General features: G+C 66.7%; 3 protein-coding genes. 1 reads left to right on the top strand and 2 read right to left on the bottom strand.

All coding sequences use genetic code 11. The features are described 5' to 3' along the window. Both KBY81_RS09545 and KBY81_RS09540 read right to left on the bottom strand, forming a co-directional pair. Window positions 1-493 (bottom strand): gamma-glutamyltransferase (locus KBY81_RS09545; RefSeq protein ID WP_315858510.1); only part of this gene is annotated, 493 nt, incomplete at its 3' end. Beyond that, the gene (locus tag KBY81_RS09540) at window positions 490-4,263 is read right to left on the bottom strand and encodes a hydantoinase B/oxoprolinase family protein (RefSeq protein WP_254976357.1); all 3,774 of its coding nucleotides are present in this window, start codon (window positions 4,261-4,263) and stop codon (window positions 490-492) included. The genes KBY81_RS09545 and KBY81_RS09540, both read right to left, overlap by 4 nt. 334 nt (window positions 4,264-4,597) lie before the next feature. On the opposite strand from KBY81_RS09540, the gene KBY81_RS09535 reads away from it, so the two are divergent. Continuing rightward, window positions 4,598-18,193, top strand: a complete 13,596-nt coding sequence (locus KBY81_RS09535; protein WP_254976356.1) for an ELWxxDGT repeat protein — start codon at window positions 4,598-4,600, stop codon at window positions 18,191-18,193. Window positions 18,194-18,276: the final 83 nt, after the last annotated feature.

The following is an 18,276-nucleotide window of genomic DNA, read 5'->3' as shown; positions in this document are numbered from 1 at the left end:
CGGGGCCCAGGAACATGGTGGCCGTGGCCGCCGCCGGGGCCGTCTCGCGGAAGTTCACCGCCACCGCCGTGCCGCCGCCGATGGCCAGCTCGGGCCCGGCCGCCGGGTTGCCACCAGAGGCCTCGACCAGGCAGCCCCGCTGGCGGGCCGGCGAGGGGCCGGGCAGCCAGAGCAGCAGGAAGCCGCCACCGCCCAGGTTGCCCGCCTGGGGCAGGGTGACCGCCAGGGCGAAGGCGGTGGCCACCGCCCCATCCACCGCGTTGCCCCCCTGGCGCAGGATCGCCGCCCCCGCCGCCGAGGCCAGCGGCTCCTGGGCCGCCACCAGGCCCCGGGCCGACCACTGGGGCCGGAAGCGCTGCTCCCCCTCCAGCAGCACGTTGCTCTCCAGGGCAGCGGGAGGCGCCACGGCCTGGGCCCGCGCCAGCGGGACGGCGCCCCATCCCACAAGCAGCAGCAGCACCGCCCCGGCGGCTCCCCGGCGAACCGTGCTCACAACGAGGCTCCCGCGCCACCGGCATCCGGGGCGCCGAAGCCGCCGCCGCCGGGGGTGGCGATCTCCAGCAGGTCGCCCGGTTGGACGCTCACCTGGGCGCAGCCGCCCAGCACCTCGAGCTGGCCATCGGCCCGCTCCAGCCGGTTGCGCCCGAGCGCCCCATCGCCGCCCCCGGCCAGGCCGAAGGGGGGCACCCGCCGGGAACCCGAGAGAATCGAGGCGGTCATCGGGGCCAGGAAGCGCAGCCGCCGGACCACACCGTCGCCGCCGGGCCAGCGGCCGGCGCCGCCGCTGCCGCGGCGGAAGGCGAAGCGCTCCAGGCGCACCGGGAAGCGGTCTTCGAGGATCTCCGGGTCGGTGAGGCGCGAATTGGTCATGTGGCTCTGCACTGCGCTGGCGCCGGCGAAACCAGTGCCATCCGCCAGCACGCCGGCGCCAGTGCCGCCGCAGATGGTCTCGTAGTACTGGCGCTGGGCATCGCCGAAGCTGAGGTTGTTCATCGTGCCCTGGGCTGCCGCCATCACCCCAAGGGCCCCGAACAGGGCGTTGGTGACCGCCTGGGAGGTTTCCACGTTGCCGGCCACCACCGCCGCCGGCGGCAGCGGGTGCAGCAGGCACCCCTCCGGCACGATCAGCTCGATCGGTTCGAAGCAGCCGGCGTTGAGCGGGATCGGGCGGCCCACCAGGCAACGGAACACGTAGAGCACCGCCGCCTTGGTGATCGCCAGCGGGGCGTTGAAGTTGCCCTCCTGCTGGGGGGAGGTGCCGCTGAAGTCGATGCGGGCCCGGCGGGCGGCCCGGTCGATGCGGACGGCCACGACGATGCGGCTGCCGTTGTCGAGCTCGACCGTGTGATCGCCGTCCCTGAGGCGGGCGATCGCGTCCCGCACAGCCTCGGCCGCATTGGCCAGTACATGGCCCATGTAGGCACAGACCTCATCGGTGCCCTCGCGCTCCAGCAGCCGCTGCAGTTCGCTGTCCCCCAGCCGGTTGGCGGCCACCTGGGCCTGAAGATCGGCCAGCAGCTGGTCGGGGTTGCGCACCGGATGGGGGCCGGCGGCCAGCCGCTCACGCCAGGCGGCCGCATCGAACTGGCCCCGGCGCAGGAGGGGCACATGGCGCAGCCGCAGCCCCTCCTCCTCGATCCGGCGGCTGAAGGGGGGCATCGAGCCCGGGGTGAGGCCGCCCACGTCGGCGTGGTGCCCGCGGCAGGCCACGAACAGCAGGGGCTTCGGCTGTGCTTCGCAGGAGTCGGCAGGGTCTGCGGCGTCAGGGGCGAACACCGGCGTGATCACGGTGATGTCGGGCAGGTGGGTGCCGCCGTCGAAGGGGTCGTTGGCGGCGTAGGCATCGCCCGGCGCCAGGGGCGGCAGGGTGCCGGCGGCCACGGCGGCCAGCAGGCTGGCGACGCTGTCCCCCATCGAGCCGAGGTGCACCGGGATATGGGGGGCGTTGGCCACCAGCCGGCCGGCGCCATCGAACAGGGCGCAGGAGAAGTCGAGCCGCTCGCGGATGTTCACCGAACGGCTGCACTGGCGCAGCCGTTCCCCCATCTGCTCGGCGATGGCACTGAAACGGTGGTTGTAGAGCTCCAGCCGCACCGGATCCACCGCCCCGGCAATGCTGCCGGCCAGGGCCGCACCAGCGGACGGCGTCTGCCGCTCCAGCAGCAGCTCGCCCCCCGCCAGCACCCGGCCGTCCCAGCTGGGCTCCAGCACCGTGGTGCCCGTGGGCTCCACCACCAGGGCCGGCCCCGCAATCCGCTGGCCCGCCTCCAGCTGCTCCCGGCGCCAGAGGGGCACCTGGCGCCAGCCCATCCCGTCGCCGTGAGCATCCGCCAGCCAGAGCGGTACCCAGTCGCAGGGCTCGGGCGAATCCGCCGCCTCAGGAAGTTCCGCAGCCCTGACGCCCCCCGCCGAGGTCTCGGGCGCCGGAGCCCCCACCTCAACCACCAGCCGCTCCACCACCAGCCGCTCATCGGGCACCACGAAGCCGAACCGCTGCCGGTGGCGCTCCTCGAAGGCGGCGCGCAGGTCCGCCAGCGGGCCGTCGGTCGGGGCGGCCGGCCAGGGCAGATCCAGCCCCTGGTCGCTGCCGCCGTAGCGCAGCTCCAGGCGGACCTGCACCCGGGGCTCCTGTCCCGTCGCCAGATCGCCGCCGGTGCGAAGGTCGGCGGTGGCCCCCGCCACCAGTTCCTCGATCGCCCGCTCCAGCTGGGGCAGAAGGGACGGCTCGAGGGGCTGGCGCAGGGTGCGCTCCCGCAGCAGGGAGGGGCGGGCCAGGCCGATGCCGTAGGCCGACAGCACCCCGGCCAGGGGATGGAGCAGCACCCGGGTGATCCCCAGGACATCCGCCAGGGGGCAGGTGAGCTGGCCACCGGCGCCGCCGAAGGTCACCAGCACGGCCTGGCCCAGGTCGTGGCCCCGCTGGATCGAGATGCGGCGGATCGCCTCGGCCATGCGCTCGATGGCGATCGTCAGCGCCCCCTGGGCCGCCGCCTCCGGGCTGTCCAGCCCCAGCTGGCGGGCCAGGGCCCCGAAGCGCTCCAGCACCACCTGCCGGTCGGCCGGCTGGTCGCCGCCGGGGCCGAACAGGCGCGGCAACGCATTCACGGGCAGGCGGCCCAGCAGCAGGTTGGCGTCGGTGATCGCCAGGGGCCCACCGCGGCCGTAACAGGCGGGGCCGGGGTTGGCGCCGGCCGAGCGGGGGCCCACCTGCAGGCGGCCATCCGCCACGTGCAGCACCGAGCCGCCGCCGGCTGCCACGGTGTGGATCGGCAGCATCGGCGCCAGCAGCCGCAGGCCGTCGATCTCTGTGTCGTTGCTGCGCTCCCAGGCGGACTCGCCACGGCTGCCATCGAAGTGGAAGACGTCGGTGGAGGTGCCACCCATGTCAAAGCCGAGGATCGGAGCGTCACCGAAACCGGCGGCGGTCGCCACCGCCACGGCCGCCACCATCCCGCCCGCCGGGCCGGAAAGGATCGTGTCCTTGGCCCGCAGCAGGGCTGGCGACTGCAGGGCACCGGCGGAGGTCATCACCCGCAGCGGGATGGTGGCCCCGATGGCCGTGCGCACCTGTTCGAGATAGGCGCCCAGGACGGGGCCCAGGGCCGCCTCCAGCACAGCGGTGTCGAGGCGAGGCACCAGCCGGGGCTGGCGGCTGAGCTGGTGGGAGAGCACCACAGGCGCGACCCCCCGCGACGCCAGCCAGCTCCCCAGGGCCTGCTCGTGGACCGGATGACGACCGGCATGGAGCAGGGCCACGGCCACGCTGCGGAAGCCGTCGGAGCGGGCCTGGGCCAGGGACTGCTCCAGCGCTTCATCCAGCTGCAGGGGCTCCAGCTCCGCACCATCCGCCGCGAGCCGGCCGCCCACTTCGACCACCCGCAGGGCAGGCGGCTCGGGCCGCCGGATCTCCAGGGCAAAAAGGTCGGGCCGGTGCTGGTCGCCGATGCGCTGCAGGTCGGCAAAGCCGCAGTTGACCAGCAGCAGCACCGGCGCCCCCTGGCGCTCCAGCAGGGCATTGGTGGCCACGGTGGTGCCCAGCCGCACCTCCGTCACCAGCCCGGGGGGAATGGGCTGATCAGGGGCCAGGGCGAGCACGTCCCGCAGGGCCGCAACGGCGGGGTCGGGCGTGGGGGTGCCGTCCGCCGGCGGGGGCGGATCGGAGAGCAGCTTGCGCACCACCAGATCGCCGCTGGGAGAGCAGGCCACCACATCGGTGAAGGTGCCGCCCCGGTCGATCCAGAAGCGCCAGCCGGCCTCGGTCACGACGGCCGTCGCGGGCTGGAGGGACAGGCAGACACCGGGGTGGACGGCGGAATGTCTCCCCAAGCATGGGGGCTGGGATGGCCCGATGGGAAGACAGGCCTGGCGATTCGTCCATCCGGACCCAGGCTTCATCCATGCCCGTGAATGAAATCCGGGGAGGAATGATGTCAGCCTGGATACACGACATGCCGCCTAAGTGATAGGCGCATAGGCCGGAAGACATCTTTTCCAGACTATATGTAATAAGAATTATTACATAGAAGGAGGTGGGGAATGTCGGATGAAGATTCGGGTTAGGTTTTGGTGAATTTTCTTTGATGGTGGATGAAGGCCCATGGCTAGTTCGTCCTACGCGATCAATTTCAACGGCCTTCTAACGGAGCAGGGAGAACAGCAGGTCTTCACCTTTGATGGTGTCATCGGCGACAGAATCGTCTTCGACGGCATCGATGCCGATCCAGTCTTCGAGAACATCTCCTACAGCCTGATCGACCCTTCCGGGGCCACGATCTTCACCAACTTCGGCCACACCGCCGACACGGCCCCGGCCACCCTCACCCTCAGCGGGACCTACCAGATCGTCATCCGAGGCGACGCCAGCACCACCGGCGACTACAACTTCAGCCTGCTCAAGCTCAATCAGGCCCCCATCCTCCCCCTGGGCGCCACGGTCACCGATGCCCTTACCCCGGGGATCAGGAGCAATGTCTATCGTCTGAACGGCACCAAGGGCCAGCGTCTCCAGTTCGACAGCCTGCTCGCGCCCCCCACCAGCACCACCTGGGTTCTCTACGGCCCCGGCAATCAGGCGCTCAACTCCTCCGGCACCTCCAGCGGCACAGATTTCAGCGTCACGCTGCCCGCCGATGGCGAGTACTACCTGGTCTTCGATGGCACCAATGCCACCGCCAGCGTCAGCTACAGCTTCCAGGTCAACGACATCAGTGATCCACCGCCGGCTACCCCCACCGCCTTCCCCTTCAGCCAATCGGGGTCGGTGAGCGGATCTCCCGTTGATTTCACCTTCACGGCGGCCGCCGGAACCCTGCTCTATATCGACAGCCTCGACCCAGACTTTGACAGCGTCTCCCTCCAGATCCTCGATCAGGGCAACGGCAACGCCTCCATCTACAGCGCCAACGCTACCTCTGATTCCTCAGCCGGTCTCATTCTGCCGCGTTCGGGAAGCTACACCGTCCGCGTCAATGGGTCGGGCGATTACAACTTCCGGATCCTTGATCTGAGCGCCAACGCCACGGCGCTGACCCTGGGCAGCACCGTCACCGAGACCGTGACCCCCACCGCAGGAGCACGGATCTTCAGCTTCAGCGGCGCCGTGGGGCAGCAGCTGTTCTACGACGCCCTCGATTCGGATTTCGACAGCGTTCAGACGTTTCTGATCGGCCCCAGCGGCACCAGTCTCACCAACCTCTTTTTCGTCAATGCCTCCAGCGACAGCGACGTCTTCACCCTCAGCGAATCCGGCACTTACTATCTCGTCCAGCACTCCACCGCGCAGACGGCGACGGATTTCAGTTTCCGGTTGCTGCAGCCACCGGCCACGGATCTGGCCTTCGATACGGTCACCAGCAGCACCCTGGTCCCCCTCGGCACCGAGCTGTACCGCTTCACCGGCACGGCAGGCCAGCGCCTCGTCTTCGACAGCCAGTCACCATCGGCGTCCAGTGCCAGCGTGCTGCTGCGCGGTCCCAACGGTGAGGCGATCACCAGTGGCAACCTCGCGTCAGACTTCGAGATCACGCTGACGCGCACGGGCAGCCACATTCTCTACATCGACAGCACCAGCACGAGCAGCCTTCCCTACAGCTTTCAGCTCGTCACCCCCACCACCACCAGCACACCGCTGACCCTGGGCAGTGTCGTCAGCGGCTCGATCACCGAACTGGGCGAGCAGGACCTCTACACCTTCACCGGCACCGCCGGGCAGCGCCTGCTTTTCGACGCCACGGTCAACAACAGCAGGGCCTTCTTTGCCACCCTGCGCAGCCCCAGCGGCGCCCTGGTGATCAATTCTGCCGATACCGATTTCGACAGCAGCCTGGTCACCCTCACCGAAACCGGCACCTATCAGCTGTCCATCGAAGGCCAGGTCGGCAGTGCCACCAGCACGGGCAACTACAACTTCCAGTTGATCGATGCCTCGGCCGCACAGATCCTCCCGCTGGATACCATCACCCCAGGCACTCTCACCCCTGGGGCTGAGAGTGAGTTCTACCGCTTCACAGCAGCGGCAGGCCAGCGTTTCGCTTTTGACAGCATCAGCGGCACCGGTCCGACCGTTCGGATCTTCGATGCCGGCAACACCCAGATCGGCAACGGCTCCCTCGGCTTCGACTTTGAGTTCACGACGCCGGAAGCCGGCTCCTATCTGCTCCAGATCGACGGCAACGGCTTTGCCACCAGTCCCGTCAGCTACAGCTTCAGCCTGGTCACCCCCACCACCACCAGCACGGTGCTGACCCTGGGCAGTGTCGTCAACGGCTCAATCGGTGAACTGGGCGAGCAGGACATCTACACGTTCGCCGGCACCGCGGGCCAACGCCTGCTGTTCGACGCCACCGTCAACAACGCCCGGGTCCTCTTCGCCACCCTGCGCAGCCCCAGCGGCGCCCTGGTGATCAATTCTGCCGATACCGATTTCGACAGCAGCCTGGTCACCCTCACGGAGACCGGCACCTATCAGCTGCTCGTCGAGGGCCTGGTCGGCAATGCCAACAGCACGGGCAGTTACGACTTCCAGCTGATCGATGCCGCTGCCGCACCCATCCTCACGCTCGATAGCGTCACCACAGGAACGCTGACCCCTGGGGCGAAGAGTGAGTTCTACCGCTTCACCGCCGCGGCGGGCCAGCGCTTCGCCTTTGATGCCATCACCGGCAGCGGCCCGAACTTCCGGGTCTTCGATGCTGGCAACACGCAGATCTTCTCTGGCTCCATCAACTTCGACTATGAGTTCACCACGCCGGAGGCCGGCACCTACCTGCTCCAGATCGAGGGCAACAGCAACACCGCCACTCCCGTCAGTTACAGCTTCCAGCTCGTCACCCCCACCACCACCAGCACGCCTCTGACCCTGGGCAGTGTCGTCAGCGGCTCGATCACCGAACTGGGCGAGCAGGACATCTACACCTTCAGCGGCACAGCCGGCCAGCGACTCTTCTTCGACGCCACGGTCAACAACACCAGAAGCATCCTGGCCACTCTGCGTAGTCCCAGCGGGACCTCCCTCAGTTTCCTGGACGCCGATTCCGACGGCAGTCTGATCACCCTCACCGAACCTGGCAGCTATCAGCTGATCGTCGAAGGCCAGGTCGGCAATCCCAACAGCACGGGCGACTACGACTTCAAGCTCATCGATGCCAGCAATGCCCCCCTGATCACCCTGGGCACGGCCATCACCGGCACCCTCAGCCCAGGGAGAGAATCGGATTTCTATCGCATCTCCGGCACCGCGGGCCAGCGGCTCACTTTCGACAGCCTGGCCGCCGCGACGGGGGCCAACTGGCGTCTGTTCGACCCCAACAACGTGACGGTGGCGGGATCCAGCGTTGGTGCCGGCACGGATTTCACGGCCTTTCTGGATGCCACCGGCACCTACCTGCTGCAGATCGACGGCAGCAGTGCCAGCGATGTCAGCTACAACTTCAATGTAACGGGCACCATCGACCCGCCGCCCGCCGCACCCACCGCCTTCCCCTTCAGCCAATCGGGGACGGTATCCGGATCTCCGGTCGATTTCACGATCACCGCAGCCGCCGGGAAACTGCTCTATGTCGACAGCCTGGACCCGGATTTTGACAGTGTTTCCCTGCAGATTCTCGATCAGGGCAATGCCAACACCGCCATCTACTCCGCCAATGCCGGAAGTGATTCAAGTGGGGGTTTCGCTCTGCCGCGTTCGGGAAGCTACACCGTCAGGATCAACGGAACCGGTGACTACAACTTCCGGATCCTCGATCTGAGCGCCAATGCCACGCCGCTCACCCTCGGCGCCGCCTCCAGCGGTCCCCTGGCGGCCGCTGCCACACAGATCTTCAGCTTCAGCGGTAGCGCAGGCCAGCGGCTCTACTTTGACGCGCTCGAAGAAGATAACGACTCCCTCAACCTGGTGCTGCTGCGCCCCGATGGAAGCTCGGTGCTCAGCAGCAGTGGGGAAGCGGACAGCTTTCCGACCTTCAGCCTCACGGAACCGGGCGCCTACCACCTTCTGCTGATCAACAATGCAACGACGGCGGCCGACTTCAACTTCGCTCTGAGGGATGTGGCCGCCGCCACGGCTCTGCCCTTCGACACCGTCACCAACGGCAGCCTTTCCCCCGGCCAGGAAACCGACCTCTTCCGCTTCACCGGCACGGCTGGCCAGCGACTCGTGTTCGACAGCCAGACCGCCGGTTTCCCCAGCGCCACCTGGCGGATCATCGGACCGGCCAACCAGTCCGTGGCCAACCAGAACATCAGCACCGACCTGGAGCTGAACCTCACCGCCGATGGCACCTACGTCCTGGCGATCGATGGCTCCAGCACCACCACGGTCAACTACGGCTTCAGCCTGATCACCCCCTCCACCACCACAACCGCCCTCAGCCTCAACAGCCCCGTCTCCAGCTCACTGAGCGAAATGGGCGAGCGCGACATCTACACCTTCACCGGAACGGCGGGCCAGCGGCTCTACTACGACGCCCTCACCAGTGACTTCACCAGGAGCTTCCCCGTTCGCCTGATCGACCCAACCGGCGACATCGGTCTGCTGAACCAGCAGCACTACTTCGACAGCAACACCCCCTTCACCCTCACCGAAACCGGCACCTACCAGCTGCAGCTCGAGAGCACCTCCTCCTTCTCCCTCGACACCGGCGCCTACAGCTTCCAGCTGCTTGATCTGGCCGCCGCCACAGTGCTGCCCTTGGACACCGTCACCAACGGCACCCTTTCCCCCGGCCAGGACACCGATCTCTACCGCTTCAACGGCACGGCCGGCCAGCGGCTCGTCTTCGACAGCCAGACCCCCGGATTCCCCTCCGTCAGTTGGCGGATCTTCGGACCGGGCAACCAATCCCTGGCCAACCAGAACATCACCAGCGACCTGGATCTCACCCTGAGCGCCGATGGCACCTACGTCCTGGCGATCGATGGAGCCAGCGCCACCAACGTCAACTACAGCTTCAGTCTGGTCACCCCCACCACCTCCACCACCGCCCTCAGCCTGAACAGCCCCGTCTCCAGCTCGCTCGCCGAAATCGGCGAACGGGACATCTACACCTTCACCGGATCGGTGGGCCAGCGGCTGTACTACGACGCCCTCACCAACGACTCCAGCACGAGCTTCCCCGTTCGCCTGATCGATCCCACCGGCGACATCGTCTTTCTCAACCAGCAGCACTACGCCGACAGCAACACGCCCTTCACGCTCACCGAGGCCGGCACCTACCAGCTGCTGGTTGAGAGCACAGCGACCTTCTCCCTCGACTCGGGCGCCTACAGCTTCCAGCTGCTCGATGTCGCCGCCGCCACTGCTCTCAATTTCGACACCGTCACCAGCGGCACCCTTTCCCCCGGCCAGGACACCGATCTCTACCGCTTCACCGGCACGGCCGGCCAGCGGCTCGTCTTCGACAGCCTGACCCCCGGATTTCCCTCCGCCGCCTGGCGTCTCTTCGGACCGACCAACCAATCCCTGGTCAACCAGAACCTCACCACCGACCTGGAGCTGAACCTCACCGCCGATGGCACCTACATCCTCGCCATTGATGGGGCCAGCGCCACCAGCGTCAACTACAGCTTCAACCTGATCACCCCGACGTCCGCCCGGACCGGTGCACCCAACATCATCGTCGCCGACCGCACAGGGAACACCAACACGCCGATTCCGCTCAACATCGCCGCCAGCTTCGCGGCCAGCGATGGTAATGATCAGCGCAGCATCCTGATCTCCGGCGTGCCCAGCGGAGCTCTCCTCTCGGCGGGCACCAACAACAACAACGGCACCTGGACCCTGACTCCCGCCCAGCTCGCGGGGCTGACCATCACGGTGGCCAATGCCGCCAACTTCGCGCTCACCGTGACGGCCACCAGCGCCGAAACCACCGGTGACACGGCCACCACCACGGCCACGTTCTCCGTCATCGTCAACGTCGCCACCGGCATCACCGTCACCCCAACCTCGGGCCTGGTCACCACAGAAGCCGGCGGCAGCGCCACCTTCACCGTGGTGCTCGACAGTCAACCCACGGCGAACGTCACCGTCGGCATCGCCAGTTCCGACGCCACCGAAGGCAGCACCAACGTTTCCTCGCTCACCTTCACGCCGGCCAACTGGAACGTCCCCCAGACCGTGATCGTCACGGGCGTCGATGACCCTGCCATCGATGGCACGGTGGCCTATTCGATCGTCACCGCGGCGGCCACCAGCAGCGACCCCAACTACAACGGCTTCAATGCCGCCAATGTCAGTGTCTCCAACACCGACAACGACACCGCGGGGGTCACGGTTGCGCCCACCGGTGGCTTGTTCACATCGGAGGGCGGCGGCACCAGCCAGTTCAGCGTGCGCCTCACCAGCCAGCCGTCGGCCAACGTCAGCATCAGCATCGCCAGTTCGGACAGCACCGAAGGCTCCACCGACGTTTCTTCCCTCACCTTCACTCCGGCCAACTGGAATGCCTTCCAGTTCGTCACAGTCACAGGCGTCGATGATGGCGTTGTGGATGGCAATATCGCCTACACGATTCTCACCGGGGCGACCACCAGCACCGACGCCAACTACAGCGGGCTTGCCGTCGCCGATGTCGGTGTCACCAATGTCGACAACGACGCCGCTTCCTTCTCCATCAGCGACGTCTCCATCACCGAGGGCAACAGCGGCACCACCACCGCCGTCTTCACCGTCACCCTCAGCAATGCCGTCGCTGGTGGGACGTCCGTTTCCTACGCCACCGCCAACGGCACCGCCAGCGCCGGTACTGATTACGTCGCCACCTCCGGCACCCTCAACTTCACCGGCACCGCCGGTGAACAGCGCACCGTCTCCGTCACCATCAACGGCGACACCACGATCGAACCAAACGAATCCTTCGTCCTCAACCTCTCCGCTCCCACCAACGGCGTCACCCTTGCCGACTCCCAGGGCGTTGGCACCATCACCAATGATGATGCGGCTCCCCTCCCCGTCGTCACTCTGGCTGTGTCTCCGGGCAGCGTGACGGAGAACGGAGCAACGAACCTCGTCTATACCTTCTCCCGCACCGGCGACACCACCAATTCCCTTGTCGTCAACTACTCCATCGGCGGCACCGCCACCAATGGCACTGATTACGGCCTGATCCCCGCCTCCATCACCTTCGCCGCTGGATCGGCTACCGCCACCGTCACCGTCGATCCCACCGGCGATGCTGTCGTCGAGGCGGACGAGACCGTTTCCCTGACCCTTTCCGCCAACGCCGCCTACACCATCGGCACCGCTGGGGCCGTCACCGGCACCATCACCAATGACGACACAGCGGGCATCACGGTGTCTCCTGCGCCGGACCCGATCCGGCCCAGGCAGCTGACCACCTCGGAAGGCAGCACGGACCCTCAGGTGCTCGCCGCCTGGCGGTTCAACGAGACATCCGGTTCGACCGCCTTCGCCGCAGCAGGTTCGGTCAATGGCTCGCTCCTGGGCAACGCCAGCTTCACGGCCGGGGGCTTGAGCGGTGGTGCCGTGACCATGTCAACGGCCGGCAATGGGTTTGTGGACATGGGGAATAACTTCTCCTTTGGAAACACCAACAGCACGTTTTCTCTGGTTTCCTGGGTGAAGCTACAGAGTGGTGACACCAATGGTTACATTGTGGCCGGACGCCACCAAGCTGGTGCGATCGCTGGATATTTCAATGGCATTAACAATACAAACAGTGGCTCCGGAGAGGTGACAGGTGGTGCGATTTTCTACCAGTCCTATCCCAATCCCGTCAGCAGCAATCTGAGTCTGAATGATGGCAACTGGCATCAGATCATCGGCGTCCACGACTTCAACAACGGAACTGCTGCGCTCTCCCGGCTGTATGTAAACGGTGAGCTTCGCGACACCGAAGGATACACTGGGTTTAACAGCTCTCTGGCTAACTTCAGTGTTGGTGGCATTCTGAATGCGGCCGGTACGCAGATGATTGGCGCCCTGACGGGCACCGTCGACGAGGTGAGCATCTGGAACCGAGCGCTCACGGCATCCGACGCCAGGTATCTCTATGCCAACCCGGGTGCCCTGGCTGTCACGCCCAGTTTCACGGTGGTTCTCAACAGCCAGCCCACAGACAACGTCACCATCGGGATCTCGAGCTCCGACACCACGGAAGGCACCGTCTCCACTTCTTCCCTTGTCTTCACACCCGCCAACTGGAACATTCCCCAGACCGTCACCGTCACCGGTGTCGATGACGCGATTGTCGATCGAGACGAAGGCGGCGTTGCCAACGGTGTCGGCGTCTCCTATTCCATCGTCACCGCCCCCGCTACCAGCGGCGACCCCAATTACAACGGTCTCAATGCCGCCGATGTCAGCGTCATCAACAACGACAATGACACGGCCTCCCTCTCCATCAACGACGTCACCATCATCGAGGGCAACAGTGGCACCACCACGGCCGTCTTCACCGTCACCCTCAGCAACGCGGTCGCCGGTGGCGTGTCCGTGAACTATGCCACCGCCAACGGCACCGCCACGGCCGGCTCCGACTACGTCAACAGCGTCGGCACCCTCAACTTCACCGGCACAGCCGGTGAAACGAAGACCGTCTCCGTCACCATCAACGGCGACACCACGGTCGAATCCGACGAAACCTTCTTCGTCAACCTCTCTGGCATCACCAAGGCCGGCGTCACGATCGCCGACGGCCAGGGACTCGGCACCATCACCACAGACGACGTCTCCCTGCCCGTCATCACACTGGCGGTCTCACCGGCCAGCGTTGCCGAGAACGGTGCCGCCAATCTCGTCTACACATTCACCCGCACCGGCGCCACCACCAATCCCCTCACGGTCAACTACACGGTCGGCGGCAGCGCCAGCAGCGACAGCGATTACGCCCCGATCGCCGCTTCCGTCACCATCCTCGCCGGCTCGGCCACCGCCACGGTGACCGTCGATCCCACCGCCGATGCGGTCCTGGAGCCCGACGAAACCATCGCCATCAGCCTTGCCGCCAATGCGGCTTACGTGATCGGTACTCCCGGCGCCGTCAGCGGCACGATCAGCAACGACGACACCGCCTCCTTCTCCGTCAGCGACGTCTCGATCGTGGAAGGCAACGCCGGCACCTCCACCGCCGTCTTCACCGTCACCCTCAGCAACGCCGTCTCCGGTGGGGCATCGGTGTCCTACGCCACCGCCAACGGCACCGCCACCGTCGGTATCGACTACGTCGCCGCCAACGGCACCCTGAACTTCACCGGCAATGCCGGTGAGCAGCGCACCGTCTCCGTCACCGTCACTGGCGACACGGCCGTGGAGTTCGACGAATCCTTCTTCCTCAACCTCTCGGCTCCCACCAACGGCGTCACCATCGCCGACGGCCAGGGGAGGGCCACCGTCACCAACGACGACGTCCCTCCCCAGCCCGCCGGCATCCCCGTGCTGTTCTTCTCTGCCGTCACCGCCGCCGGTGGCCGCGAGCTCTGGCTGACGGACGGCACGGCGGCGAGCACCCGGCAGGTGATCGATGCCGCCCCCGGGGCAACGGGAGCCTTCCCCTCCACCGTGCAGCTCGCCAACGGCAAGCTCCTGTTCGCCTCCGACGACGCCACCGGAGACACCGAGCTCTGGACGACCGACGGCACGGCGGCCGGTACGACCCAGCTGGTGGAGATCAATCCGATCGTCAGCTTCTCCAGCGCCATCGGCCCGACCCTCATCACGCCGTTCGATGGCGGCGCCCTCTTCTTCGCCGACGACGGCCTCAGCGGCAACGAGCTCTGGTACACCGACGGCACCGCAGCCGGCACGCGCCTGCTCGCCGACATCCAGCCCGGCGCCACCGGTTCGCGCGCCACCACCAACCCCGCTCGCCAGCTCACCGTCTCGGGCGGCAATGTGTTCTTCACAGCCAACACCACAGCCGAAGGCAACGAGCTCTGGGTGATCGAGAGCGTCTCCGCCGGCCCGCGGCTCGTCACCGAGATCGTTCCCGGCAGCGCCAGCAGCGCCATCTCGGTGCTCACCTCGTTCAACGACGGCGTCTTCTTCTATGCCAACGACGGTGTCAACGGGGTGGAGGCCTGGTACAGCGACGGCACCGCCGGCGGCACCCTCTCCCTCGGCAACCTCAGCCCGCTCGCGACCGCCCGGACCACCAACCCCACCGTGGTCGGCGACAGGGTCTTCTTCGCCATCGAGACCAGCAACACCCCGGGGGTGCTGGGGGCCGAGCTGTGGGTCTCGAACGGCACGGTGGCCAACACCACGCGGCTGCTGTCCAACGTCAGCTGGCCCATCAACACGGTGGGAGCCGTCAACGGCAAGGCCGTGTTCATCGCCAACGATGGGGTCAACGGCTCGGAGCTCTGGGTCAGCGACGGCACCCCCTCCGGAACGCGGCTTCTCAAGGACATTCAGCCCGGCGGCGTCAACAGCAACGGCGCCCTGGCCGCAGGCCCGGGAGCTCTGTTCAACGGCGAGCTCTACTTCCGCGGCACAACGACGGCGGAAGGGGCCGAGCTGTGGAAGACCGATGGCACTGAAGCCGGAACCGTGCTCGTCGCCGACATCAACCCGGGCACGGGCGGCAGCAACGTCAGTCTGCTGTTCAGTGCCGTCCTGAACGGGCGGCTCTACTTCCAGGCCTCAACCCCCGGCGAAGGTCTCGAGCTTTGGACGACGGACGGCACCGCCGCCGGCACCTCACGGGTGGCGGACATCAATCCCGGCACGGCCAGCTCGACGCCGACCAACTTCTCGGTGCAGGTGCTGCCGCCGCCTGTGGTCTCGATCAGCCTGGCGCCCGCCGCCGCGGAGGAAGGGGAAGCCTTCATCCTCACCGCGACGCGGAGCGGAGCCGTGCTCAGCCAGCCCACCACCGTCACTTACACGATCACCGGGCCCGCGGCGACCGCCGGTGACATCTCCACGCCCCTGACGGGCACGATCACGATCCTCTCCAACCAGACCACCGCCACGCTCTCGATCGCCACGGTGGAGGACACGGTTGTGGAGGCCGACGAACCCTTCACCGTCACCATCACCAACCCCATCAACGGCTCGATCGGCACGGCAACCGCCACGGCCACGATCCTCAATGACGACGCCGCTGCCCTGCCCGTCATCACCCTGGCTGTCTCCCCCGCCAGCGTTCTCGAGAACGGCGCCACCAATCTCGTTTACACCTTCACCCGCACCGGCGCCACCACCACACCCCTCACCGTCAACTACGCCATCAACGGCACCGCCACAGGCGGCACTGACTACGCCGCCATCCCCGCCTCCGTCACCTTCGCTGTCGGCTCGGCCACCGCCACCGTCACCGTCGATCCGACCGGCGACACCGTCCTTGAGCCCAACGAAACCGTTTCCCTCACCCTCCAGTCCAACGCCGCCTACATCGTCGGCACCGCCGGCGCCGTCATCGGCACCATCACCAACGACGACGCCGCCTCCTTCTCCATCAGCGACGTCTCCATCACCGAGGGCAACAGCGGCACCACCACCGCCATCTTCACCGTCACCCTCAGCAATGCCGTCGCTGGTGGCGCTTCGGTGAACTTCGCCACTGCCGATGGCACCGCCACCGCCGGCTCCGACTACCTCGCCGCCTCCGGCACCCTCAACTTCGCAGGCACCACCGGGGAAACCCAGACCATCTCCGTCACCATCAACGGCGACACCGCCTTCGAGCCCAACGAATCCTTCTTCCTCAACCTCTCCGCCCCCACCAACGGCGTCACACTCCTCGACGGCCAGGGCATCGGCACCATCACCAATGACGACGCCGCTCCACTGCCCGTCGTCACCCTCGCCCTCTCACCTGCCAGCGTCACAGAAAACGGAACAACGAACCTCGTCTATACCTTCACCAGAACCGGCGCCACCACCAACCCCCTCACCGTCAACTACGCCATCAACGGCACCGCCACCAATGGCACTGATTACGGCCTGATCCCCGCCTCCGTCGTCTTCGCCGCCGGCTCGGCCACCGCCACCGTCACCGTCGATCCCACCGGTGACAGTGACGTTGAACCGGATGAAACCGTCAGCCTCACCTTGCTGGCCAATGCGGCCTACGCCATCAGCAACACCGGGGCCGTCACGGGCACCATCACCAATGACGACGGCGGCAACAGAGCTCCGGTGTTCGTCGCCGACCCGGCCAAAACCATCCGGCCCGGCCAGACCGCCACCTTCACCGGCGCCAGCCTCGTGGCCAACGACACCGACCCGGATGGCAATCCCCTCTCGGTGAGCCAGTTCTTCACTGCCACCAGCCAGGGCGGTTCGGTCGCCAACACCGCCTTTGACACCTTCACCTACACCCCTGCCTCCGGCTTCACCGGCACGGACATCTTCTCCTACGTGGTCTCCGACGGTGCCGGCGGCTTCACCAATGCCACCCTCGCGATCAACGTCGTCAATGGCGCTCCGGTGTTCGTCGCCGACCCCGCGATCACCATCCGGCCGGGGCAGACCGCCACCATCAACGGCGCGACGCTCCTGGGTAATGACACCGATCCCAATGGCGATCCCCTCTCGATCAGCCAGTTCTTCGCCAACACCAGCCAGGGCGGTTCCGTCACCAACACCGCCTTCAACACCTTCACCTATACCCCGTCCGCCGGCTTCACGGGCACCGACACCTTCTCCTACGTGATCTCCGACGGCTTCGGCGGCTTCACCAATGCCACCCTCGCCATCAACGTCGTCAATGGCGCTCCGGTGTTCGTCGCCGACCCCGCGATCACCATCCAACCCGGCCAGACCGCCACCATCCTGGGCGCCAACCTCATCGCCAACGACACCGACCCGGATGGCGATCCCCTCTCGGTCAGCCAGTTCTTCACGTCCACCAGCCAGGGCGGCACCGTGGCCAACACCGCCTTCGACACCTTCACCTACACCCCGGCCGCTGGCTTCACGGGCACCGACACCTTCTCCTACGTGATCTCCGACGGTTTCGGCGGAACCACCAACGCCACCCTTGCCATCAATGTGCAGGCCAAGCCGAGCGTTTCCGTGGCCGTTTCCCCTGCCAGCGTTCTGGAGAACGGCGCCAGCAATCTCGTCTACACGTTCACCCGTACGGGGCCCACCACCAATCCCCTCGTCGTCAACTATTCCATCGGCGGCTCCGCCACCAACGGGACCGATTACGGCCTGATCGGCACCAGCATCACCTTTGCGACCGGTTCCGCCACCGCCACCCTCAGCGTTGATCCCACCGGCGACAGCATCGTCGAGCCCGACGAAACCGTCGTCCTCACCCTCCTGGCCAACGACGCCTACACCCTTGGCACCGCCGGCGCCGTCACGGGCACCATCACCAACGACGACCTCGGCCGCACCATCACCGGCACGAAGAACCGCGATTCCCTGGTGGGAACGGCCGGCGACGACGTGATCACCGGGCTCCAGGGGGCCGACTCGGTCCGGGGCCAAGGCGGTGGCGATCGCTTCGTCTACAGGAGCATCGTCGATGCCGGCGACACGATCATCGACTTCAACAGGGCCGAAGGGGACAAGGTGGACCTCAAGGGGGCCCTGGCCAGCGTCGGCTACGGCGGGACCACACCCATCACCGATGGCTACCTCAAGTTCGTAGCCAAAGGCGGCGACACCCTGCTGCAGATCGATCCCGATGGGTCAGGCCTGGCCGCCGCCCGGAACTTCATCTTGTTCAAGAACGTGTCGCTGGCCAGCCTCAGCAACCCGGACAATTTCATTGTCTGATCACGCGACGCCGTCCTGAAGACCAGATGAGCCCAACTTGAGCTAAGCTGAGAAGACGCTCAGGTGTTGGCTCCCACCCCCCC

This window comes from Cyanobium sp. Lug-B (assembly GCF_024345635.1).
Taxonomy (GTDB): Bacteria; Cyanobacteriota; Cyanobacteriia; order PCC-6307; family Cyanobiaceae; genus Cyanobium; species Cyanobium minutissimum.
This window is presented reverse-complemented; position numbering and strand designations above follow the sequence as displayed.